Annotated in this window: 19 protein-coding genes and 1 riboswitch; of the genes, 2 read left to right on the plus strand and 17 right to left on the minus strand. The window is 44.9% G+C overall.

Annotated features, from left to right (window positions below):
• Nucleotides 1-93 precede the first annotated feature (93 nt).
• Nucleotides 94-2,706, plus strand: coding sequence for a DNA gyrase subunit A (gene gyrA, locus CZ360_RS03520; RefSeq protein ID WP_205411099.1), 2,613 nt, complete (start codon nucleotides 94-96; stop codon nucleotides 2,704-2,706).
• A 55-nt stretch (nucleotides 2,707-2,761) separates the two neighbouring features.
• Here the strand turns inward: gyrA and CZ360_RS03525 are convergent, their stop codons facing one another.
• The 8 genes from CZ360_RS03525 to CZ360_RS03560 form a co-directional block, all read right to left on the minus strand.
• Nucleotides 2,762-3,277: a GNAT family N-acetyltransferase gene (locus CZ360_RS03525; protein WP_077532788.1), complete on the minus strand. Its 516-nt coding sequence runs from the start codon at nucleotides 3,275-3,277 to the stop codon at nucleotides 2,762-2,764.
• Nucleotides 3,278-3,595: 318 nt separating this feature from the next.
• Nucleotides 3,596-4,228 carry a TatD family nuclease-associated radical SAM protein gene (locus CZ360_RS03530; RefSeq protein WP_077532789.1) on the minus strand — a complete coding sequence of 211 codons (633 nt, stop codon included), beginning with the start codon at nucleotides 4,226-4,228 and terminating at the stop codon, nucleotides 3,596-3,598.
• Nucleotides 4,229-4,245: 17 nt separating this feature from the next.
• Nucleotides 4,246-4,749 (minus strand): TIGR04002 family protein, encoded by a 504-nt coding sequence (locus CZ360_RS03535; protein WP_077532790.1) that lies wholly within the window; start codon nucleotides 4,747-4,749, stop codon nucleotides 4,246-4,248.
• 4 nt (nucleotides 4,750-4,753) lie between these two features.
• Nucleotides 4,754-5,602, minus strand: coding sequence for a pyridoxamine kinase (locus CZ360_RS03540; protein ID WP_077532791.1), 849 nt, complete (start codon nucleotides 5,600-5,602; stop codon nucleotides 4,754-4,756).
• A 289-nt stretch (nucleotides 5,603-5,891) separates the two neighbouring features.
• Nucleotides 5,892-7,268 carry a DUF4832 domain-containing protein gene (locus CZ360_RS03545; protein ID WP_077532792.1) on the minus strand — a complete coding sequence of 459 codons (1,377 nt, stop codon included), beginning with the start codon at nucleotides 7,266-7,268 and terminating at the stop codon, nucleotides 5,892-5,894.
• Between the two features lie 9 nt (nucleotides 7,269-7,277).
• Nucleotides 7,278-8,270 (minus strand): glycosyltransferase family 2 protein, encoded by a 993-nt coding sequence (locus CZ360_RS03550; RefSeq protein WP_077532793.1) that lies wholly within the window; start codon nucleotides 8,268-8,270, stop codon nucleotides 7,278-7,280.
• Nucleotides 8,271-8,282: 12 nt separating this feature from the next.
• A complete protein-coding gene (locus CZ360_RS03555; RefSeq protein WP_159438093.1) occupies nucleotides 8,283-9,356 on the minus strand; it encodes a glycosyltransferase family 2 protein in 1,074 nt (357 codons plus the stop codon).
• Between the two features lie 16 nt (nucleotides 9,357-9,372).
• Complete coding sequence (locus tag CZ360_RS03560) at nucleotides 9,373-10,866, minus strand: lipopolysaccharide biosynthesis protein (RefSeq protein ID WP_077532795.1); 1,494 nt, start codon at nucleotides 10,864-10,866, stop codon at nucleotides 9,373-9,375.
• A 91-nt stretch (nucleotides 10,867-10,957) separates the two neighbouring features.
• Between CZ360_RS03560 and CZ360_RS03565 the strand changes: the two genes are divergently transcribed.
• A complete protein-coding gene (locus tag CZ360_RS03565; RefSeq protein ID WP_077532796.1) occupies nucleotides 10,958-11,614 on the plus strand; it encodes an acyltransferase in 657 nt (218 codons plus the stop codon).
• On the opposite strand, the gene CZ360_RS03570 is transcribed toward CZ360_RS03565, so the two are convergent.
• The 9 genes from CZ360_RS03570 to CZ360_RS03610 all read right to left on the minus strand — a co-directional run bounded on the left by CZ360_RS03570 (nucleotide 11,611) and on the right by CZ360_RS03610 (nucleotide 23,795).
• Nucleotides 11,611-12,648: a glycosyltransferase family 2 protein gene (locus tag CZ360_RS03570; RefSeq protein ID WP_077532797.1), complete on the minus strand. Its 1,038-nt coding sequence runs from the start codon at nucleotides 12,646-12,648 to the stop codon at nucleotides 11,611-11,613. The genes CZ360_RS03565 and CZ360_RS03570 overlap by 4 nt on opposite strands.
• A 109-nt stretch (nucleotides 12,649-12,757) precedes the next feature.
• A complete protein-coding gene (pelG, locus tag CZ360_RS03575; protein WP_077532798.1) occupies nucleotides 12,758-14,209 on the minus strand; it encodes an exopolysaccharide Pel transporter PelG in 1,452 nt (483 codons plus the stop codon).
• A gap of 5 nt (nucleotides 14,210-14,214) precedes the next feature.
• Entirely contained in the window at nucleotides 14,215-15,633 is a 1,419-nt protein-coding gene (gene pelF, locus CZ360_RS03580; RefSeq protein WP_077532799.1) for a GT4 family glycosyltransferase PelF, read from the minus strand.
• Nucleotides 15,634-15,688: 55 nt separating this feature from the next.
• A complete protein-coding gene (locus tag CZ360_RS03585; protein WP_077532800.1) occupies nucleotides 15,689-17,353 on the minus strand; it encodes a DUF2194 domain-containing protein in 1,665 nt (554 codons plus the stop codon).
• 10 nt (nucleotides 17,354-17,363) lie between these two features.
• Nucleotides 17,364-18,107, minus strand: a complete 744-nt coding sequence (locus tag CZ360_RS03590; protein ID WP_077532801.1) for a glycosyltransferase family 2 protein — start codon at nucleotides 18,105-18,107, stop codon at nucleotides 17,364-17,366.
• The gene (locus tag CZ360_RS03595) at nucleotides 18,094-20,319 is read right to left on the minus strand and encodes a glycosyltransferase family protein (RefSeq protein WP_077532802.1); all 2,226 of its coding nucleotides are present in this window, start codon (nucleotides 20,317-20,319) and stop codon (nucleotides 18,094-18,096) included. Before CZ360_RS03595 ends, CZ360_RS03590 begins: the two co-directional genes overlap by 14 nt.
• Before the next feature lie 16 nt (nucleotides 20,320-20,335).
• Nucleotides 20,336-21,244, minus strand: coding sequence for a hypothetical protein (locus tag CZ360_RS03600; protein WP_143530134.1), 909 nt, complete (start codon nucleotides 21,242-21,244; stop codon nucleotides 20,336-20,338).
• The gene (locus CZ360_RS03605) at nucleotides 21,234-23,402 is read right to left on the minus strand and encodes an NAD-dependent epimerase/dehydratase family protein (RefSeq protein WP_159438094.1); all 2,169 of its coding nucleotides are present in this window, start codon (nucleotides 23,400-23,402) and stop codon (nucleotides 21,234-21,236) included. The genes CZ360_RS03600 and CZ360_RS03605 overlap by 11 nt, the downstream gene beginning before the upstream one ends.
• A 9-nt stretch (nucleotides 23,403-23,411) precedes the next feature.
• Entirely contained in the window at nucleotides 23,412-23,795 is a 384-nt protein-coding gene (locus CZ360_RS03610) for a DUF2304 domain-containing protein (protein ID WP_077532805.1), read from the minus strand.
• Between the two features lie 273 nt (nucleotides 23,796-24,068).
• Nucleotides 24,069-24,144, minus strand: a riboswitch (cyclic di-GMP riboswitch).
• Nucleotides 24,145-24,363: the final 219 nt, after the last annotated feature.

Raw genomic sequence — 24,363 nt, forward strand, 5'->3', positions numbered from 1 at the left:
GTTTGAAAGACTTATTTTTCAAACACGGCATTGGCAAAAGCTCTGTCAAGGATAGAGGGACTGCTAACTGCCGAAGAAAGGAAAGGTCTTAAAGTGTATAATACAGATAATTCAAAAGTAATTTCGGTTGATATTGAGAAGGAGATGAACAAATCCTTTTTGGATTATGCCATGTCTGTTATCGTCAGCCGGGCACTGCCGGATGTTAAGGACGGGCTAAAGCCGGTGCATAGGCGAATCCTCTATACCATGCATGAAAATAATTTAGGGCCGACTACCGCATACCGTAAATGTGCGGATACAGTCGGTAGCGTATTGGGGCGGTATCATCCGCATGGCGACGCATCTGTTTATGACGCGTTGGTTCGTTTGGCACAGGATTTTTCATTGCGGTATCCTCTGGTAGACGGACACGGAAACTTTGGTTCGATTGACGGAGACCCGCCGGCTGCTTACCGTTATACAGAGGCAAGGATGAGCAAAATCTCAATGGAGATGCTCACTGATATTGAAAAGGAAACCATTGATTTTACCTCTAACTATGACGACCGTTTAAAGGAACCGGTTGTCCTGCCCTCCCGTTTTCCAAATCTTCTGGTCAACGGATCGACCGGAATCGCGGTTGGAATGGCGACAAATATACCGCCTCATAATCTGAGCGAGGTGATTGACGCGGTAGATTATGTGATGGATAATCCGGATGCAACGGTTTCGGAAATTATGGACTTTATCAAAGGGCCTGATTTCCCGACCGGTGGTATTATTATGGGTTATTCCGGTATCCGCGCCGCCTATGCGACCGGACGGGGCAAGATTATTCTGCGGGCAAGGGCGGAAATTGAAGAAAAGAAAAACGGACGGTTCCATATTGTTGTTACAGAACTGCCTTATATGGTAAATAAGGCAAGGCTGCTGCAAAATATTGCAAATCTGGTTAAGGATAAACGGATAGACGGCATTTCCGATCTGAGGGACGAGTCCGACCGCGATGGAATGCGGATGGTTGTTGAGCTGAAAAAAGAGGCAAACGCACAGGTAGTACTCAATCAGCTTTTCCGTTACAGTCAGATGCAGGAAACAGTCGGCGTGATTATGCTGGCATTGGCGGACGGACAGCCAAAGGTCATGACCTTAAAGGAAATTCTTGACTATTATATTGAATTTCAATGCGATGTAATTCGGCGCAGGACGGCCTTTGACCTGAGAAAGACAAAGGAACGCGCCCACATCTTAAAGGGATTGACGATTGCACTTGATTTTATTGATGAAGTAATCTCAATTATCCGGAGCTCCAAAGACCAGCCTTCTGCAAAGCAGGCTTTGATGGAACGATGCTTTAAGCCGATTGGCGAAGTGCATATGGGTGAAGTCAGCCTGGTGGATTACGGAGAAGAAGGCGTATATCTGGACGAGGTGCAGGCGTCTGCAATCGTTGCAATGCGCTTGGGGCAGTTATCCGGACTGGAACGCCAAAAAATTGAGGATGAGTTTGCACAGTTAATGGAACGGATCAAGGAATTGACTGCGATTCTGAATGACCACCAGCTCGTTGTGGATATCATCAAAAAGGAATTAGCGGAAATCAAACGGAAATATGGAGATGAACGCCGGACAGAAATCCAGATGATCAGCGGCGAGGTAGATATTGAAGATTTGATTCCGGAAGAGGATTGTGTTGTAACCCTCACCCACTTTGGCTATGTGAAGCGTCTGCCTGCAGACGTTTATAAAACGCAGAAGCGCGGCGGGCGCGGTGTTTCCGGCATGACGCAGCGGGAGGATGACTTTGTAGAGGAATTGTTCATCAGTTCTACCCATGACCATGTCCTGTTTATCACAAATAAGGGAAAAATGCACCGTTTGAAGTGCTATCAGATACCGGAAGGAAGCCGGACGTCCAAGGGAACAAATATTGTCAATCTGCTTCAGCTTGAAGCGGATGAAAAGATTGCATATATGATCAGCGTACATGATTTTGATCCGGATCAATATCTTGTTTTTGTCACAAAGAAGGGCCTGATTAAACGGACAGAGTTGAGTGCGTATAAAAATGTCCGAAAAAGCGGCTTGATCGCAATTTCCTTGAATGAGGATGATGAGCTGGCCTTTGCAAAACTAACCAACGGCAGCCATCAGCTTCTGATCGCTACCCATAACGGGATGGCAATCCGCTTTGCTGAGACAGACGCGCGTCCAATGTCTAGGACAGCAAAAGGAGTGCGTGCAATTCACCTGAGAGGGGACGACTATGTTGTCGGCCTGGCAAGACTGAGAGAAAACGCAACGGTGATGACTGTCACAGATAAGGGTCAGGGACGCCGGAGCGAGATCAGCGAATATGGCTTGCAGCATCGCGGAGGATATGGAAAAATTAACTATAAGGTTGGAGACATAAAGGGATGTGTCGCGGGAATCAAGGTAGTGGATAATACAGATGATTTGATTCTGATTTCTGATGACGGCGTAATTATCCGGATTCGCGTCAGCGATGTGAATATTATGTCCCGGTATGCTTCAGGCGTTCGGGTCATGCGTTTGCAGGAGGACTCCAAGTTGGTTTCCTTTGCGCGGGCAGAGCATGACGATGAAGAAGAAATTGCCCATATTGAAGAGGACAGTGATAGCGAGGAGGTTTCTGAAGAGGAACTGAAGAAGATGGAGCAGGAACTGGAATCGGAAGAGGAGAATTTAACAGAGGAAGAATAATTTTGTTGAAAAACAGAAGCCAGGAGAAGACGATAGCTTTTCCTGGCTTCTATCATTATTTTTTTATGTCTTTTACAGAAAATTCCATGACATAATCATTCATGAAAAATCCGTTTCCGATATCAGAGTCCTGTTCTTTAACTATCCTGAATCCAAATTTATCATAGACCTTTAAGGTATTCACATTATTGCGGTTACAGGTAAGCCAGATTGTATCGCATCCCTGCTTCTTTGCAAAGCCGCAAAGAAAAGAAAAAGCTTTCCGCGCCAAGCCTTGTCCACGGGCCTCTTTTTTCAGGTAAAGCTTACTCAAAAAAAGGGATTTGCCATCTGGATGAACACCGGTATAACCAACTACTTCATTGTTACTGCACAAAAACCAGTAATGATACCCGTCCTCATAAATCGCTTGTTTTAAAGCCGGCAAGGACTGAAAGTGTTCCAGCATATAAGAAACCTGGTGTTCTCCGATAATTGGAGTGAAATGTTCTTCCCAAATTTCTCTTGCCAGGGCCGCTAAATCATTGATTTCCTGTTCATTTTTGACAGGAATCACAGAAAATACATTCATATTATCACTCCTTTTTCACTATTATAGCTGAAAAATTACAAAAAGTATAGTATTTGTTTTGTTAACAATAAAAATGTTGAAAACACAGTTGAAAGAGTTGATAAATAGTAGGTTTTCTCTTTTTGAGTGTGAAAATGTGGAGAAAATAGAAGAAATTTCAAAGAAAAAAATAATACCAATCGTACATTTTGTTAAAATAATTTGTAAAATATTTCTAAAAAATTAAAAAATATTTAGGAAAAAGCTATAGTTTATTTTTACACATCTTTTACATATTTGCAGTTGAAAATGCAGGAATCAACAAGAGAGAACCGCAAATTAATTTGCGGTTCTCTCTTGTTGATTCGGTTCAAAGGTACGGATGAGCAATGGAATGGACAGATTATCACTAATCTGCTTGCATTCTGCAATTTCTTGTTCTGGTAAAAGGTCAACAATACTGAAACGCACGTCGATCCCATATTCCCTGCAGTGCTGTGCAAAGAGCAGCAGGCTGTCATAAGAGTGAATACCAAAGATATTCCTGGTGAGTTCTAGGTAATGTTCCGGGTTCGACGCATTCAGGCTGATAGAAACCTTATCAATGATACCAGCCATCCGTTTGGCTGTATCCTCCTGGAAGCGGAGATCGGAAAGCCCGTTTGTATTGATCCGGGTAATCAGCCCTGGATGTCGTTGCTTTAACATTTTTGCAATTACCAAAAGATCATCCAGCCGTTCGGTCGGCTCGCCGTATCCGCAGAAAACAACTTCCTGATATTGTTCCAGCCGGAAATTTTCTGCTTCCGATAAAACTTCTTCTACACTGGGCTCATGCTCCAGCCAGAGATTATCCGTATCCTGGACATGGTCCGCGTTATTTCTCAGGCAGAACACACACCGGCAGCTACAGCGGTTTGTCAGATTGATGTAGAGATTTTCTCCCAGCTCATAAAGGATGGTCATACTCATGTTTTAACACTTCTCTTTCAAACAAAAAATTTCGATTTTAAATCTGTCCGGTCTATAATTTTTCCGATAATGACAAATAAAACGGCACAGATCAGAGGTGGAATCACATCGGTATAGAGGCGGGCAATGGGAAACAGCCAATCCTGATATAAAAATCCGGTAGCGACAAAATACCCGGTAAAGTTAATAAAATACGCAAAAACTAACCCGACGATATTTCTTGCACAGATAATTTTTGGAGTCTTGCTGGAAAACATCAGCACGACCAACGCTTTGATCAGTACGGTAGGGATTACCCAAATCGGGGCAGTGAGCAGATCAGAGAGACCAGTACCGATGACTGCCGCGCCGATTGCATAGGGTGTCGGCAAAAGAGTGCCCACCAGAAAGACCAACGTATCCCCAAAATGAATATATCCAGTTGCAAAGGGAATATGAAAAAGATAGGCTGTAAATAAAAAAATAATTGCAGCAAAGATTGACGCCAGGACAAGGCGGTGTGTTTTTTTTGACTGTATCATAAGCCTACTCCTTTATTGTGTTGCAATAATATGGTGATAAAAGACCCAAAAATGGTTCAAAGCAAATTCCCTCTTCTTGTGGTACCTGCTGTTCCAAGGAAAAAGAAAGGGTCTGAGAAACGAAATCTGCGGCAAATTGAACGGCGTCCTTAACAGCTATCCCATCCAGCAGCTTACTCAGTAGGATCGAGGCAAACAGGTCGCCTGTACCAATCCGTTCCTGCCGGCAATATGGGGAAGAAACAATCGATTTACCGGAAGCGGTATAAATCAGATTTAAAACATATTCCTCTTTCTTTAAGCCCGTAATAACGACGGTATTCGGCCCAAGGGAAAGCAGCCGTTTGCCTAAAATATCCAGCGTTTCCTCAGCAGGAGATTCCTCATATTCTTTTTGAGTTAAGAAAAATGCTTCCGTTATATTGGGCGTAATGATATCAGCCTTAGAAATCAGTTGATAGTATCTGTCGATCAGCTCACCGGTACAGTTGGAACCGACCATTCCCTGATCCCCTAATACAGGGTCAACCAGGAGTACGCTTTCTTCCCGGCGGAAGGATTTCAGAAAACGCAGGACGGAATCAATCTGTCCTGGAGACCCCAAATAGCCGCTATAAATTCCGTCAAATTGCAGACCCAGGGATTCCCAATGACTGATATAGGAAGGCATTTGATCCGTTAGGTCATGAAGAAAAAACCCCTTTACCCCGTCTGTGCTGGAGAGTACCGCGGTCGGCACAGGACAGCACTGATAGCCGCAGGCAGAAATGACAGGGAGCATTACAGAAAGAGAACATCTCCCATAGCCGGCAAGATCATTGATCGCGGCGATTTTCCCAGGCAGTTTCTTCATATCAAACCCTTCCTTCTTGTGTCTTACTTTTTTATTATAAACAGAAAATGGAAAAGGCACAAAAAGAAGTAAACTGAGTAAAAAATATAACAATATGTATAATAGAACTATATTTTTTGATTAAAATAGAGCTAATATTGTGTTTATTCATAATAGTTTTTCAGAATAATAAAAGAAAAATAATCTCCGTTTTCAAAATACCTAAAAAATATTTTGTTTCTGCATATCTTATTGTAATATTTGTAAAAATAAGAAGGGAATCCAAAAAATTTTGGATTCCCTTCTTATTCTATTTTTGACCTGTTGAATTGTACCTTAAAATGGGACCGTAAGCAGAATATTCTGTAATCCAGTTGCATCCGTTTTCATAGGTAATTCCGTCATTTGCCAGTTGGACACAGTAAAGTGAATTTTGCGGTTCCTGGGAATTGACAGAAATCCGCAACCCAACTCGGAGCGGGTGATCCTCAGATAGGGAAAAGTCCTTTGGGAAGGTAATATCTTGAGCTGAAAAATTTTCTCCGTTTTGACTGACTAGAAGCTCTGTCTCCCATTGCCGGTCTCCGGACTGAAGGACTAGATACATCTTTCCTGTTTGTGGGAAGGAAGAAAAGCCCGAGTTGAGAATGGTTCCATTAAATTGAAGGGATAATCCCGGAATCAAATATTTGCTGACCTGTAATTGTTCTAAGCTGAGACGGTAGCCTAGATGATTTTCAATATAGGTGCGGCCATTGACTCCCTGATACTCTTCTGTCTCCCAATCATCCCAGATATCAACACTATAATACTTATTCAGATAGGAAAAGTGAAGCTTCCCTAATTCTGCAACCGCGTTTTCCAGAGCTGAGAATTCAGTTACATATGGCATTTCCCCGCCGTTAAAGGAAGTTTGAATTGTATTCTCCGACCATGCAAGCTCTGCTTGGCGATCATAGCCTTCCTGTGCATAGGTACCCAGATCAGAGTCGGAGCCGAAGAGACCGTCGTTATAAATTCCAAGGCGGCTGTCGTCCAGTCCGGCCTCCTGTGCTTCCCGAAGAAATTGCTGCCGCCTTACCCCCACAGGGATAGAAGGATCAAGTGAATCCAGCATTGTTTTCAGAAATCGGGTGCGGTAATCTGTTCCCTGTTCGTCAAAGGTGATATACTGGCTGGTGTGCCACTCGCCGAAGGGCCCTAGAAAACCGGCCTGCACGCCCATTAAAATACCAGTATGACGATTCAGCACAGTGCAAATCTGCTTGACATGCCCTAAAATCAGCTCATAGGAGGGATCGTTATAATCACCGGTAAAGCTATCATAGGCGGCTCGGAATACAACACCGAACCCATACCTTTTTGCTTCTAGCAGAGCCGTTTCCAGCTCCTCTAATTTTTCCTGAGGGATATGCTCTGTTTCAATTTCTGATTTTAAATCCAATGTCAGCAGGATAACGCGGACGTCAGGTTCTTCCTCTGCAATTTTGGAAAAGCGATAAGCCTCTGAGGTGGAGCATTGGATATAAGGGCCGCGTTTTGGATTATAGATGATATCCTGGCTTTCTGAAAAATGAAATGTATTGGTACTGGTTTTCAGGAAGAGCAGTCCGGCAATCAAAAAGACCAGAAGAAGGAGAAGAATCATTATAAGCTTTGGAAATGAGCTTTTTCGTTTTTGTCGCATGAAAGACTCCTAACAATCAGGGAATAGTTTCAGATAAATTCTAGCTAATATAGAATACAGCTTTGGATGGATGCGAAAGGTGAGCAGGCAAGCCCGGTCGATCAGGGAAAGCGAACCTTTTAGATTAGAAATAGCCTGCTGATAAAACAGGCGGTGATCATCCTGCAGCCTGTTTTTCAAATCCTTTCTCTCTTTCATATAACGGTTCACCTGATACCATGCAATTTGCAGGTTTAGCAGATACCGTTTTTGTGCCGCTTTCATAAGTGGAATATCCTGTTTTGCTTCAAAAAAGGATATTGCTTCTTTGAGTGCTTCCAGCTTGTCAAGCCGCCGCTCATGGTAGCTGGTTCCCATGATACTGCTTCCATGCTGCAAATAATAGTAATATTTGCGATTGGAGACAGAGATTTTTTCCGCTTCATAAAATACCCGGTAGGTGACAAACTCATCTTCATTGAGTTTCCCTTCCGGATAATGCAGGAAGGGAGAAAGCCGGCGATGGTACAGCTTGCAGACAGCTACGATCATATTCCGGCTGTTGTCCCGGACAATTCTGGCAGCCGCTTCCCGCCCGTCAATACACTCGGTTTTTTCAGGAACCGGATGAAAAGCTTTTCTATTTACCTGATTTTCCCATACATACTGCATTTCACAGACAGAAATTTCCGCGCCGCTGGCGAGAATGTCCTGATAAAGGGCTTTTAGAAAATCCGGATGAATGGTATCGTCACTGTCAATCAAGGTATAATAATCTCCTTTGGCAACCGAGATTCCCGTATTCCGGGCAACGGAAAGCCCGCCGTTATCCTGATGGATAACGGTAACCCTCTGATCCTTTTTGGCATATTTATCACAGATTTCCCCGCTTCCGTCGGTAGAACCATCGTCGATGAGGATGAGCTCAAAATCAGGAAAGGTTTGTGTGAGAATAGATTCAATACAGGACGGAAGATATGCCTTGACCTGATAGACGGGAACAATCACGCTGATGACTGGCATACAGTCTCCCCCTTATTTTACAGTTTGCCGGATATAAAATCTCATTCCCGGATAAAGCAGAGAAAATACAAGGGAAAGGAACTTTTTTAACCGGTGTTTAAGTAAGAAAAAACAGAACCGGTAAAAGAGCCGTTCCGGAAAGGAAGGCAGGAATCGGAGCAGGCGCCGGCTTCCCCTGGTATACAAAATCCGATGAAAGCTATCCGCTTCAAGAAATACAGCTTCCTTTTCCAGGATTTTCTGCCTGGAAAAGCCTTCGAATGGGATATTTTTTACCAACGACCAGCAGAATACCCGCATAGCAAGCGGCACCAGCAAGTCAAGATTTTCGAAGAAAAGGTTTTGACTGTCTAAAAATTCGACATAGTTGCTGATCATACAGGCATTTTTTTGAGCAATATCCGGTTCCGCTTTCCTTGTGGTGGATTCATTCGTTACATCATAGCGGTAAACCGGAACAGCTAAAAAATAATAGGAGGGCTGTTTGCTCCATACCTTTAAATTAAAGAGGGTATCCTCCATATAAACCGTTTTGATATCATCGAGAAGCAACTCGTGCTTTTCAAGGAAAGATTTCCGGTAAAGCTTGTTCCAAAGGTAGCCGAAGAGGCTGGCCGTCTTGATCTGATGATACCGCTTGACCGCATCCGGTTCCCCATCCCGGCTGATAGCGCCGGAGGTGGCCCGCGAGTTAATGAGTTCCTCCTGCTCTCCATTCTTCCGGTAGTACAATCCGGAGACAACATCATACCGTCCCTGTTCAGCTCTTTGCAGCAAGGAGAGAACTCCCGGCCAGACAACAGTGTCGTCTGCGTCCACAAACATAAGGTAATTACCAGTGGAAGAGTGTATTCCAAGGTTGCGGGCTTTTCCCTGTCCCTGATTTTCGGTATGGAACACATGAACGCGCCGATCCTTCATAGCCAGACGGTCACAGATAGCCGGAGTTTGGTCGGTAGAGCCGTCGTCAATCAGCAGAAGCTCAAATGGGATGCTCTGCATCTCCAAAACGGAATGAGCGGCTTTTTCAATACACCTTTCCCCGTTATAGACTGGAATGATAAAGCTAATGAGAGGCTGTTCCATCTGGTCATCTCCTTTCTCAATTGATGAAATTATTTCGTATCCTCTGATATAGCAGAAACATGGCCAGATAGCAGCCATTGGATATAATGAAGCAGATAAACGCTTTTAGAAGGAAAAATAGCCAGCCGCTCCCGCTTAAGAAGGAAATGGCAAGGCCAGTAAAGAGAAGGCAAAAAGCGGTGCTAAGCAGGCCAAGTCCCTGATAAAGGAATTCATACCGGAACGACTTTCCGAAATACCTGAACATCAGGTAAGGCTCATACCAGTAAAGTGTTGCAAGGTTGGAGATAGTGGTTGCAATTAGGATGCCAAATAAGCCCCAGAACCAGCCCAGAAGAAAGGACAAGACGAGATTGAGAATTCCCCGCAGCACAACGATCTCTCCTACCTTGTGGAAAATGCCTGCCGACTGTCGATATGTCCCGGTAGTTTGCCGCATTCCGGCGAGGTAAAGATTCAGAGCGATCAGGCCAACAATAACGGAAGTTAATTGGGTTTCCGATCCCATCCATAGCAGGATAAAATCCTGGACAAGAAAAAAAAAGCAGGTTACGGTAAAGCCGTTAATCCAGAGTCCCACCATAGAAACGTTCCAGAAATCCTGAAACTGGTCTTGTTTGGAATGGGTGGTGATCAGTCTGCCAATTTTTGCGACAATAGAAGCGTAGAAACTTTCCACAAGACTGAGCACGCCATTGCTGATAAACAGGTAATTTGCGTAGCATCCGCTCATCGCGGTGCTGATAAGCAGTGATACAATGATGCTGTCGGTGCTATTGAGCATCACGGTTCCGATCCGGTAAAGAATCAGGTCTTTTATATTACCAAGGATTGATTTTTTGTCTTTCGGCTCGGGAACCTCTTCCTTCTCAAAGAGATAAGAGTGTATCTTCCTTAGATAGAGCAGGACGATCCCATTAATGACGATGTTTTTAAACAGAAGACAGAGCAGAAAGAGTTCGTAGTTTCTTGTTAGCTGCAAGACTGCAATTTCAACAGCGAGAGCAGCTGTATCTACAAGCCCATTGATCAGGCAGATGATATATCGTTTCTGATTGGCAATTACAAAATAGTGTTGCATCAGATAACGGTTGTAAGCTATAATAGAAATCAGATAAGTGAGATAGGTCAGGATGATTTCCGTGTTCGAGATGTCGGCGTTTACAGAAAACAAGACGATTACCGTTGAAATCAGACCAACACCGAGAACAATAAAAGAGATGATCCGGTAGAGCCTGTCGTAGTACCGGTAAATTATCCGGATACGCTGCTGATCATGATCTTCAAAGGGACGGTAAAGGCTGAACAGGACAGCAAAGCCGATTCCCGAAAAGGCAAAGGAAAAAAGGTCGCAGAAGTTGCCAAACACTGTCTGCAAGCCCAGATAATCAAGATTCAGGCTGTTGAGGATTACGTTTTTGGAAACGAGGTTAATCAGCAGAATTAGGATTTGGTTACTGACACCGATGATAATATTCAGTTTTATTTCCCGCTGGGTTCGCCCTTGCATAGAATCCCTGCCCATTCCTAAAATTTTTGTTTATATTTTCCCATTTGGCCCGACCAGGGAAGATGAGACTTACGAAAGGAAGGAAAAAGCGATGTATTTCCGTCACAATCTGACCACCTTTTTGGAAACGTCATGGATAAAAACGCTTTATTTTAATCTCCGTTATTTTGGCTGGAAGGGTTTTTCTCTCCCTGTTATTGTCGGAAAAAAATTCAAACTAAAAAAGATGAAGGGAACTGTCATTCTTCCGGAAAGCTTCCCCAAAAAGATTTTTCTGGGGAGAGACGATTTCGGATGGATGCGTTCCCATGGATATTGGTGCAATGAAGGGACAGTCATTTTTGAAGGCCCCTGCTTTATAGGAAACGGCACGCGTTTAACCGTTTCACAGGAAGGGACGCTGACAATGGGCGGCAACCTTTATTTCAGTGGAAACGCACTGGTAATTTGCCGTCATGCCATTAGACTGGGAGGTGATTCCATGATTTCCTGGAACGTTACCATCATGGACAGCGATCTCCATGCCATCACAGACCGGGAGAGTCGCACCGTCAATTCACCCAAAGCGGTTTTATTAGGAAAACATACCTGGATTGGTTTTGAGAGCAGGCTGCTTAAAGGATGCCAGCTCCCCGACGGCTGTATTGTCGCCGCCGGAAGTACGGTATCAAAAGCATTTGACCGGGAAAATCTGCTGATTGGAAAGGTAAACGAAATATTAAAGAACAAGGTGGAGTGGGAAGCCTAACGCAGGGAAGCGCCAAATTCCCTTATAGCGGCTTCACGGTGGAACAGATCAGAAACAGCGTGAACCAGTTTTTTCAGCCAATAGGAAAAAAGCGAGAATATGGAAATTTTTATCCCCGCCTTTAAATAAGACGGAAGAGACAGACGTTTGGCGCGGAATAATTCATCTATTTTCCACATCATGGCATATTTTAACCCGCCTGGCTGGAAGAAGCCGTTTAAACGGTTTTTTTGAATGAACAGCTTCATCCAGCAAATCATTTTATCTGTCTCAACCGGGTCTTCGCCATAGAGCAATTCCATATGGAATTCCAGTTCACGGTCATTGAAGACAATATGAGCTTCCTCCAGGAAAGCGGATATAATCTTTTTTACCTGTGTGCGCTGCAAATCCCTGTTTTTGGAATTAGTCGCCTGACCCGCATGTTTCCGGTAAAGGATATAATAAGACCTCTGCCCATGAAACTGGTGCTTTCTGCTGATACGGGTCCAAAGCTCTAAATCCTCGCTGATTGTAAAACTGGAATCATATTGAAAGGAGCGAAAAATTTCCCTGCGGATAATCATACAGCTATGGTAAACCGGGCAGAAGAAGAGAAATAGCGCCTGAATCATTCTGTAGCTGAGTGAATAGGTAAGAAAGCTGGTTTGCATGGCACCATTTGTATAAGGAATTCCAAGTCCCCAGGAAAAGGCGGTTTCGGGATGGGATTCCATAAAAGTGGCCTGTTTTTCAAACCGGTCGAGCCGGCAAATATCGTCTGCATCCATCCGAAGAATATATTTTCCAGTTGCCGCAGCAATTCCCCTGTTTAAAGAAGCGGGAAGCTTTAGGTTTGTGGGATTTGTGAGAACATGGATTCGCTGATCCTGATATCCTGCAAGAATTTGAGGAGTGCGGTCAGTAGAAGCATCGTCCACCACAATCAGTTCCCAGTTTTGATAAGTCTGCCTGATGATGCTTTCCATGGCCTCTCGCAGGTATACTTCCCCATTATATACTGCCATGACAACAGAAATTTTAATTCGTTCCATGTTTGTCTTGTTCCTTCCACTTCAGTATGTCAGCAAAGATATAAAAGCTTTTGAAACAATCATAACATGAAAAGGTAAAGTTTATCATATTAAAAAGGTAAAAAAGAGGTTATTTCTGGGCGTTTTCTCTGCGGTAGACGACCTTTCCCTTGTGGGAGGAATTCATTGTATCAATAATTTTATAGTTGCAGAAAATATGGGCTTCAAAATTTCGCTCCAGATAGCGGATCCGGAAAAAGCTGAAGGAAAAGCCGCAGAGCATCCCGATCAGGCTTCCGGCTCCATAATAGGGAATCGTCCAGTTTTGGGAAAAAAGAGTACCAACGAATGTGCCGGCAAAAAATAGAACGCAGGTGAAAAGAGAACCTCCCAAATCGTTGAAATAGTAGAGATAAATAATATTGCCGTACATCATGAAAATTCCAAGGTAAGAAACCGCCAGTACCGGATAGATTTTCATGGTCATCCCCGAAAAACCCAGCGTTGGGAAAAAGATAATGACGATCAGGTAAATCACAGCGGTAATTGCAATCTGAATCCCGAACACCTGCCCAATCTGCTGGGATAGGGTACGGAACATAATGTTTTTATTCTTTTCAATCAACCGATAGGTTCCGCCGGTAACCGATTCCATATAGTGCTGGTAGGAGTCATGGAAGCGCGTTTCCGCCATTACAGTGAAGATGACCATAGTAGAAATATTGGTGAACATCGCCAGACAGGTAGCCATATCGTAAGCCTGGTGGGTATAAAAGGTGTTGGCGACATGCAGGCGCATATCCGTTGTCCAGAAGATAAAGTTATGCACGTATAGCCCAAGCATATAGAAAAGATTTGCCAGAAACAGCGTTTTATATTTCCAGATATAGGTCAGACACTCGGTATACGCATTGCTGGAGGTACGGAAATAACGCTTGATATAAGAAAACTGCAGGAATGCAATGGTAAAGAATCCAATTGCAAGCCCATAGAGAATCGCATGGATCACTTCCACCCCGCAGAGCTTCCAGAACAGGACTGCAAGCCCAAAGGCAAGCAGCATTCCGATCAGGAAGAAGAGGGCGATCACCTTATAGTCCTTTGTGGCGTGCAGGTAGGTGACGGAAAAGAAGAGAATTACGCAGGAGATCCACAAAACATATGCCGCTAGGATATACGGCAGGCCAACTCCGCCGCGGAAGCGCAGGCTGAGCAGAACAGGGATTGCTGCGGCCGTGGCAATGGCGCTGCAGCACAATAATCCCGTATAATAGGATGGGAGGATGTGCTGTGTTTCCTCCGCATAGATTTTATCTGCAAGATAGCGGGAAAAAACCGAGTTAAACGGCGCTGTCAGAATGACAGAGAAGATAAACACATATAAGATGGTGGAGGAAAGAAGCTCACGGTCTGCAAAGCCAACACTGCTGGTGCCCAAAACCGCGTACATTACTAAAATTACGGCAATGACAATGATCATCGGCCCAATTGTAACAAGCGAGCTGTATGCCGCACCCAAAAGGGAACGGGAAATGCCCTCTTTCCGGTAAATTTTCTTTAATTCAAAACCGATTCCTGCCATACTTTTTACTCCTCATTTGTTCCGGTCATTTGACGGTATAGCTGATAATATCGTTGATAAATATCCGATTGATCATAAAAGGCCCGAACTCTCTGATAGCCGATATCGCCCATCTTACGGCGCTTTGGCGCATTGCCGGCCATCTTCACCATGGCTCGCGCCATCTGAGAGGCGCTCATAATCGGAACGATATACCCGGCCCTGCCCCAGTCGTCAAACTCGCCCTCAATCAAGCCCCGGCAATTCCCTACGTTGGTAGCAATAAAGGGCTTTTTCGCAGCAAAGCCTTCCAGGATTGCAAGCGGCTGTCCCTCGCTCAAACTGCTGAGTACCAGCATATCCATTTTTCCGATATAGTCCTTGACATTGACAATACCGGTAAAGACAACGTCTGGGATATGCAGATCCGCGACAAGCTGGCGGCATTCTTCAGCATACTCGGGCGCTTCCTCCAGGGAACCCATGATCCAGAGCTTTAGCCGGTGGTCAGTCTGTTTGGCAAGGCTGAAGGCACTGAGCATAGTTTTTACATCCTTGATCGGTGTAACCCGGAGGATTGCGCCGACATTAATAAAGGGGTCATCCGGAGTCTTTTCCGGACAGCCATCGTATTGCTTCGGGTCTACGCCATTGGGGATAACAACTGTTTTTTTGGGGTCGCAGCCCAGTTCGATCTGGAACTGTCTGGCGTCCTCGAACAGAGAGGTGACTTTATCCGCATACTGATAGCCGCAGATTCCAATTTTTCGGAATTGCTGAATCCAGAGGTCTTTATAGATTCCCCTAACCCAATCTGCCCGGATGATCTCCTCTTCCCTTTCGCGTGTATATATTCCATGCTCAGACAGAATAAAAGGTTTTTGATAAAGATATCGCTGCATACTGCCCCAGACGGCGGCATAGCCGGAGGAGGCGGTATGGTAGAGGTCTGCCTTTGCAGTCCTGGATTTCAGCATAGTAAAAAGGGGCAGGTACATGGAACGCATAGTCCAGAGAAAGTCGGTAAAGACTACTCGTTCAAAGTGCTCTTTATAGTAGGCGAGCACCATTTTAAGGAAATCCTCTCCGGATAGCAGGGCGTTTAAAGAAACTGGGCGCTCTAGGAAAAATTTAATGATGCTGTCCCAATCAGCCTTTTCTCCAAAAAGCAGGGTTTCAAAAGCCTGGTATTCCTGCCTGGTCATCTTGATTCTATTTTGAACCGCATGGCTGACATAATCGTCATCCATCAGATAGACCTCCTGAATTTCCAGGACGTTATCCGGGATTTTATATTTAAACTCTTTGATATCGTCCCGCGTTGCAGCAATGCTCTGTACGATAAATTCCACATCAGGCATACTGAGCATCAACTGCTGAATCCAACTGGACATTCCTCCGTTTACATACGGATAGGCGCCTTCTACAATTAAACATACTCTCATCTTGATTCTTCCGCCCGTTCCTTTCTATCCGTGAGATGTTCGGTTTGATGGGTTTTTATTCATAAAGGATTTCAATGACATCCTCATTTGCTTCGATTAAATAGAGATGTTCGCCAATCTCAGTAAAGCTCCCGTTTTTTACCTCTTTGACAGGCGTATCTGTTTTCATAATAAAATAAGCGGCTTGATGGAACTGCCCAATCGTGACAGTGACCCCGGCGTCATAATAGTCGTACTGAGGCTGCATGACAAGGAACGCCGCAACCCGCTGTGCCGCTTCACTTGCGGTAACACGGTCAAGCCAGCCGTAGTCCTGCTGGTCTGTCCCAAGCACCGTTTCAAGCTCCAGGCAATAATCCGCCCAGTTTTTGTCTGAATCGGAAAGATCTTCGTTATACACAAATTCAGAAACATCCACCAGCTCGGATAGGAAGCCTGTTCCCCGTACCATTCCGCTGAGATTCATCCGCTGTTTGTTGTAATGGCTTATTTGGTCAAGCAGAATTGGAAGGCTGACGGTGCTCTTTTGCTTACCGAGAAAAGAAAAGTCGAGCTGCCAAAGGCCAGCGTTTGCGATTAGCTCCTCTCCGGTAATGCCGACGCCGTTTTCCAGCTTTCCGAGCTCTCCGTTTCCCTGCTTGATTTCATCCAGGATATAGGTTACATCTTCTAGATTGGATGAAGAAAGGCTGTCATACTCTGGCGTATACCAGGTAGGGTTGATGCCATAAAGGTCGGCACACCGTGTTAGCTGCGGGAAAAGCAAATCCCGTTGAAAGCCGATTGCATCCCGGCTATACCATTTTGTCAGGACTTCTGATTCAAAATTGTCTGTATAGGGCATCCCTTCCACAAAAAAGCAATATGCGTTGACAACCGGATAGAGATAGACGTCCTCCATATCACAGAAAAGCGCGCTGATTACGCCATAGCCAAAGGAGGAGGCAACCAGGTCTCCGTTACAGACATATACGCTTCCCTGATCTCCATCTGGGATATACCGCCAAATTAAGGGCGGGAGGTCTTCGTTTTTTACACTTTCATCCTTGACAAGAGCGGAGCAGAAAACCTTTGTACGGCGGCCGAGGACAATATCGCTTGCAGTAAATCTGATCTTTTTGAGCTCCTGAACTTTACCAAGCAGCAGTTCCTTAGCGGTACGGTATCCGTTATAAGTTTCCTCCCCATTGTAGCTTCTGATCCCCAAAAAGTCCTGAACCTCATTTTGGGACAGGAGAGCCTGCGAGGGCATTGCCAGAAAGATAACGTGCTTTCCTTTCCCGACCCAGCTTTGAAGCTGACGGATTTCTTCTATGGAGCTGATCCGGCTGGTCACCAGAAACACATTGGTCTGCACCCTCTGTTCTATCGTAAGGGCGCTGGTATTCTCTGCCTGGTAACAGGAAAGCTTCATATTTTCAACCTGTGTTTGCGCAAGAGCGCTGAGCTCCTCTGCTTCCCCGCCTAAAATACAGACGGGGGCTTCTTCGATGGAACCATTTTTACCCTGTTCTAAAGCGTTTAGATTTTCAACCAGCAGGGAGAGATTCTGACCCGCCTGCGGATCGTCGGTCGCCTGCGAGGCGCGAAAGATTCCAACTGCCTTGAGCAGGTTTACCACCATCAGAAATAAAATTGCCAGAACAAACAGAATCAAAATGATTTGATAGAAGGTTTTCCGTTTTAGGAGGTTTTTGGATTTAAGATTGATGAAACTCAAGATAAATACCTTACTTTCTGTGGTATCGGAGAATTGCGTTAAAGGTGCTCAGGGACATGACCACCATATACTGGATCGCATGCCAGATTCCGGAGTGCATGGGAACACCTTCGGTACGCAGGTGCATAATTGCCGGAAATTCCTCGATATGGAATCCAAGAAGGAGCATCTGGACTACCATATTTAGATCCGGGTATTTGATGTCAAAGTTTGAGTAGCCCGCATAGTAAATGAATGCCTTCCGGTTCAAGCCCTGGAGTCCGCTGGTCGGGTCGGTCAGGCGATAGCCTGTCGCTGCAAAGATAACGGCCCGGAACATATTGATCGCAAAAATACGGATCTTGGACATCGGGAAGGATTGGCTTCCCTCCAAAAAGCGGGAACCGATTACAATATCAGGCTGCTTTTGCCCGTCTTGGGGAAGATCGCATAGCTTTTGATAAAGAAGCTCAAGATTTTTCAGGTCGTGCTGTCCGTCAGCATCCATCTGGAGCAGGTATTCGTAGCCATAGTCGGCAGCATATTTATAGCCTGTCTGTAAAGCCGCGCCATATCCCATATTAAAAACCTGACTGATTACCTCTACCGGATACTGGGAAGCGATTTCAGCGGTCTTGTCCTTTGAGCCGTCGTTGATTACCAAGACATCCATCTTTTCCATAATGCCATAGTCGACCATAGCCTGCAGGACGCCGCCGATGTTTTTTTCCTCATTGTAGGCGGGAATGATCAGTAATACGTCATGAAGTTTCATCTTTTGCAACCCTTTCTTCCAAATCTGTGCGGTATTTTACCGCCAGATTCAGCAGGAAATATTCATCCTGTTCAATCTGATAGACAGTACAGGTCGAATCCTCATAATATACGGAAACCTCCTGTGGATATGCCTCTTTTACCTTCTCCATCCAATAGTATAGCCGGGACATTACGGTTTTTCGGCTAAAATAATAGGCACGGTCGGGACTGTCCCCATAGACGGTGTAAACATCAACTGAATCATCCAACGCGTATTCTGGACTGACTGGCACAGCCATTTCAGCGCGGTCGCTTCCGTCAATTTCACGCCTGCTGTCATTAAAGTCGGTCACCAGGTTTTCTACTACAACGTAAACATACTGGGTTGGGATATAAATGGCAGCCTGCCCGCTGTCAACCTCCTCAAGCAGGTCAAGAATTTCATAGTGGTATCCGGAATTTCGGATCATGGCAAGGTCATTAGTCGGAGAAATTACCGTCCAGGTGAAGGGATCGGCATTGTGGAGCAGCTCCATGCAAAGGAGGGCATCTGCTTCGGAAATGGTAATCTCATAATAGCGCTCTTCTTTAACAGCGCCGCTTTTCCAGACTGACCCAAGAAGGAAAACGCCTAAAATAAGCAGCGTGATATTCTGGAAGCGCTGAGATTCCTTTTTCCCGGAAAAGAGCATCAGCAGATCGGCAAGAATCTGAAACGGCACGACAAAGAGCGGGATGCACATGATAGAAAGAAAGGTAGACATCCGTTTCATTTCGATCAGTACAGGAAGCCCAACAAAATAGCATAGATAAAGAATCAGACTGAACACCCAGGATAGAGCCAGGAAAAGATACAGAAGATATTGCATGCGCCTTTTCCGGCTGACAACCAGGCCGATAAGGCCGTAAGCTGTCAGGATACAGAGAAGCAGGAGCACCGCCTTTGCAGAGTCCCTTGAGGTGAAGCAGGAGTCGGCCATATAGGTAATGACCGTATCCAAATCCGGCAGATTTTGAAAGGAGAAGGTGTTTTCCTCTTCCGTTTCAGCCGGCGTGTCTTCGTTTGTCCCTTCTTCGGTATCTTCGCCCGCGTTTTCCCCCATAACGCCAAGCGCCCAGGAAATGGAACGCTCAAACGGATGCCCGGCAAGAAAACCGGCGCCGAAGGGTGCCAGCGCAATCATAATTCCAGCGAGCCCGGAAAGAAGAACCTTATGAAGGATTTTTTTCTTCCACATAGGAATCAGGAACAAAAGACCGAATGCTGCACAGAGAAAGGCGGTAAAAATTGTGATATAAAAATGGGCGTAAAAGCCCCAGGCCAGAGACATGGCAAATAGCCACCAGGAGGTGCGCCGCCGATCCTTGAAATAGGAAACAAGACCGTAAATTGTCGCCATTAACGGTACAAAACCAAATTCCATCGGAAAGGATATCTGGAATCTGAAATAGGTTGAGGCGGCAAAAATATTGGTGATCAGGAAAAAGCCCCATCCAAAAACAACAGCGTATCGTGAACGGAATATTTTCCGAAATGCAATATAGAGAAAGATAAAAATCAGAATCAGCGAGACAATAGAAAAATTTAAATAGCTTCCAACAGGGGAAATTCCAAAGAAGCAGGAGATGATTGCGACCAGGAAATGCATCCCATGCGGATAAAGTCCTGTGGGGAACGCGTTGTTTTCGAAGATCGATTGAATCCAGTAGAGATGCGTTTCTTCGTCAGTATGGCCGTAGCCTGCGTTGTGTAATTTATAATCCCCATAAAACCAGACAAGAAAAGCAAGGCCCAGTATCAGTAGAATCCATTCTAGAAGGCGGTTTTTCAGAAAGCGTTTGTAAAATCTCTTCAGACGTGCCAGAAGGGCTTCCCGGGCATTTTTAAAGAATATTCGGAGACCGTAGGTTTGTGTGATGACGTCAGTCATGGTAGCTGATAACTGCCGGAACCGTTTGATAAGCTGTTTTCTTCGAATAAAGGCAGCCGCAGCGAGAGGCAACAGGCCGACGAAAAGCCAAACTGTTAAAGTGTTGAAAATTTTACAGTAAGCCAGCAGGAATCCAATTAAGTTGAGGTAAATATTCGCTGCTGCCTGATAAAATACAAACCGGTATGCAAAGCTCTTCTTCTCTACAAAACGATAAAGGCAGAGCGACGGCAGAAACACACAAAGGACAAAATATCCGGCGAGCGTCTGCAGTGCGTAGATGGCATGATCCCAAATCATTCGTCAAAAACTCCAATTAATTATTATAATATCTCACCCACTCGAGCGCTTCATTGTCAAGCTCCAAAGAAGATTGTTTGACCGTCTCCAGAAGCTCAAAGAATTCCCTTTGCTGACCGTGACGGTAATAATATTGCAAGCATAGCTTTGCAGCTTCCAGATCGTCTTCACTCAAAAGCCGGGCAGAATGCATCCATTCCTCCGCTTTTGAGGAATTGCCCTGTTCTTCCCAAAATGAGATGAGATCCGAAAGCATCTCTCCGTCAAGAGCAAATGGGTTCTCCTCCCGAAGAGCTTCCATCTGTTCGTCCAGACGGCTCAGATAGCTGCGCTGTTCCGGGATGCTGAAAATGTGGTATCCCAGAATTTCGCAGAGATAGCGGATATAGGCGATCCGGTCGCTGCTGGCGGAGGATTCCGTACAGAGAACCCGCATCTGTAGTTCTTTCTTTTTATAACGGTTCACCGCATCTGTAACAAAGGTTGCGGCATAATGGGAAATTTCCATGTCATCGTTTTCAACGGCGCCCTTGATGGTATCCAGGGAGTTTTCGAAATCATCCTTTTTTAAAAGCTCAAGAAAGACTTGGCGTTTGCTGAACTTATCCGAGACAAGAAGCGCCTCCTCGACGGGGACATGATCTGCTTCCTTTTCGATATCTGCATCCGTTATCACGCGGATTTTATTTTTGCTGAAGCTTAATTCCGCTTCGTTAAGCCGGTCATCCCGTCTGCGGAACAGCAGCAGGTTCATTCCTTCTGCGCACAGCAGAAAAAGCCCTCCGACAACAGGCGCGAAAAGAAGAAACAAGAAAATTACAAGCCCTTTTCTTTTTTGCCCTCTGCTGATTTGAAAAACCAGATAGATAACCGCGGCAAGAAGGTTTACAGCCAGCAGGATTATTAAAATTATTCTATTCATCATCTGCTCCTACGATTGTTTCACTTTTCACCATTTCGGCCGACAGATTTCTGTCCTTCAGCCTTTGCAGTACAAATTGTGCTTCCTCATGATTGGAATTTGACAGAAGGATATAAAAGCGGTTCCCCTGCATTCCAATATAATCAGTATCCCGGACAGAGCGCTCAATATCAGGAATAACGGCCTGTACTGGGACAGAGGAAGGGATTTCAAGCCTTAACAGCGTGTATTCCAAAAGTCCGGCGGCTTCGCCTTCCCGATAGGTGCGTACAATTTCAGTGAAAGCTTCAAATTTCATAACCCTGCTCCCAGGCAGATAGGAATCCTCTGCAATAGATTCTTCGTACAGGACAGCCCGGCTCATTGATTTTTCGATCAGCCGGCAAACGAGTGCCATGACGTTGCTCTGGTAAAGATTTACCTGATCCAGAGCTTCTTCCCAAACCATGATGATGGTATCAACCCGGTCATCGCTGTAGGTAGCGCCGATAAAGGTGGGCTGCCGCTGATCCATACTGCGGTTGAGGTAAATTTCATGATTCACAAGCGCTTCGTAGAAATACAGCTTTTCATCAAACCGCAACGATTTTCCCATCTGAGAAGCCTTTTCCGAGGAAGAGGCCGCCAGACGGAAGAACTGGGATTTCCGGCTGGCAATGTAGATTGCGACGTGCTTGGTCTCCATGGTCTGCGCGGCGACATTTGCCGCCTGGAAGATGACCTTGCGCGGTTCCATAAAATCAAGCTGGCTGGTGATATCATAAATTTTAGCCAGGCTGTTCTTGTAATTGACCAGCCTTTTTTCATAAACGTTTTTCACATACAGGTTACTGTCATTAATTCGGGTGATATCCGCAAGTTCTTTTTGCAGGTAGGTATTTTCATCATGAAGGTCTGCATTCAGGCGCTTATATTTATCTTTCATAAATCCGACTATGACGCCGACAATAATAAGCTGTAGGATGGACAGGAAGAATCGGTAGTCATTGAGGGAGTTAAATTGCTCGACGCTTTGCAGGGCAAAGACAATTTTGGCAACAGTAGACAGGAGTGTTCCGAACAGCGCATAAGGGATTCCATAGGTGACCGCGATGATAACGACAAAGATCAGGAAAAAGTCAATGGTTTCAGCAACCCAGGTACCGGACAGAAAGATAGTAATCAGCAGAGTCACAACAAACAGGCCGGCTGTTTCGAGCAAAGATACCGCCATTTTTTTTGCCGCGGAGGTCTTTTTTTCTTTTTGCGCGTGTTTTTCTACTTTTTTGGAAGCTTGAAACAGGAGCTTCAGACCCTCTTCCAGGGAATATTTCGGCTTAAAATGCAGCAGCTCCTCCTGCGTCCCTGAAACTGAAGCCGGGTAGGGATGGGAATTTACCTGTTCCAATTCCTCAAGCCTTACGGATTTATCCGGGCTGATCCGCACTAAAGTGAGCGCAAGTTCCTGCTCGTCGCAGGCAGCTCCGCATACCTGGTAGAGCTTGCGGGTGCTGTTTTGATCCAGCACCTTCATTAATACATCAACCGCATCGTCGAGATAAAGCAGGGAACGCCTGCGGTTTGGCTCATAATGGATGACTTGGTTTTTTATCATTTCCATGGTCATAGCCATGCAGATATCTCCGGTTCGGAGGCCTTCACCCAGTTCTCCGTACACCTCAGGAAATCGAAGAATTTCGACGTCGAATTTTCCCGGCTCCTGATACTGCGCGCACAGCAGCTCCACCTGACGGTAAGCCTTAGCCTGGAAGGATAGGCTTATCGGCTGGGTGTCCGGCATAATCATTTCTTCGCTGTTCCCTTCAAAGACCTTGATGGAGGAACAGTAGATCACTCGTTTTACTCCTGCAGTTTTTGCCGCCATTAAAAGATTGGTCATTCCCGAGATATATTCGACCGATTGGCTTTGTGCGTCACGCCAGGTAAAATGGGAGTCCATCGCACCGCCAATGATGACGACGTCCGGCGCGGCATTTTTCATGATCCGGGTAATATTTTCGTTTTGATATGTGAAGTGGTATTCCTGGAATATATTTGGCGAGATATGATTGTTTCCATATTGCGAGCCGGTTAAAAGATAGGTTTCATGCCGTTCCTTTTTCAGTCTGCGGGAGAGCTGGGCACAGAAGTTGTTATATTTGCTGCATACTAAAACGTTCAATTTAATCCCTCACTTTTTCGGAGTCGGTGGTTCATCTTCTTTTTGTTTCTCTTTCAGTTTTTGGTTTTCGTGCTTCAGCAGCGTGACCTGCATGGATAGTTCCATCAGTTGTGCGGTCAGGGTTGAGATGGATTGAGCATGATGGAATACAATAAAAAACATGAGCACCAATAGGAAAAAAATAAGAACGGCCGGTGGCCACCAGACGTCCAGCAAGCCGGCAACCCAGGGGATAATCTGAGGGAAAATACCCAGGATTATAATTCCTACGGCGCCCACTAGCCAGGCTACAGCTTGAAATTCATTCATTCGTTTATGCTTCATTGCCCTGAGAACGATAACGATTAAAAGAATGCCGGTTGCGACAGCCAGCAGGGTCAAAATAACATTCATAAATGTAATTCCCCTCTTTTTTATAGGATAGAGATTTAAGATAAATTAGTCCGTGCAGACACACAATACTTTCTGAATGAATCTGATAATCTTAGGTTTACCTAAAAAAGTACGCAATTTCCATCATGGAATTTTCACTCTTTTTCATACGAAGAAGGATATTTTTTAGTTTTATTTTGCAAACGATAGATTGTACTTTTTCAATCGTATTACGTATTACTAAGAAGCAGTTAAAAAATAAAAAAGCTGTCGCTTAGATTGATTCCAATCAATAGCGACAGCTGGCTGCCATGTAAAAGGCCCTATAGCTTTGCGTCGCAAACTTTCGTTTGCTTTGCTTTTAAAACACCATAACTGCAACTTTATAATGGATTTAAATTGCTGCTATTCATTTGTCTACATTATAATATAGAATGTGGCTTTCTGTCAATCATTTACACAAAAAAATCATAGTAACGTCACACTATTAGACCGGCAGACAGCGATTATAGAATTATAGTAAAAAGCTGCCAACAAAATCCCCTGCAGGCTATGCCTGCAGGGGATTAAAACATGAAGCCATTTATTC

This window comes from Massiliimalia massiliensis (genome assembly GCF_900155615.1).
GTDB lineage: Bacteria > Bacillota > Clostridia > Oscillospirales > Ruminococcaceae > Massiliimalia > Massiliimalia massiliensis.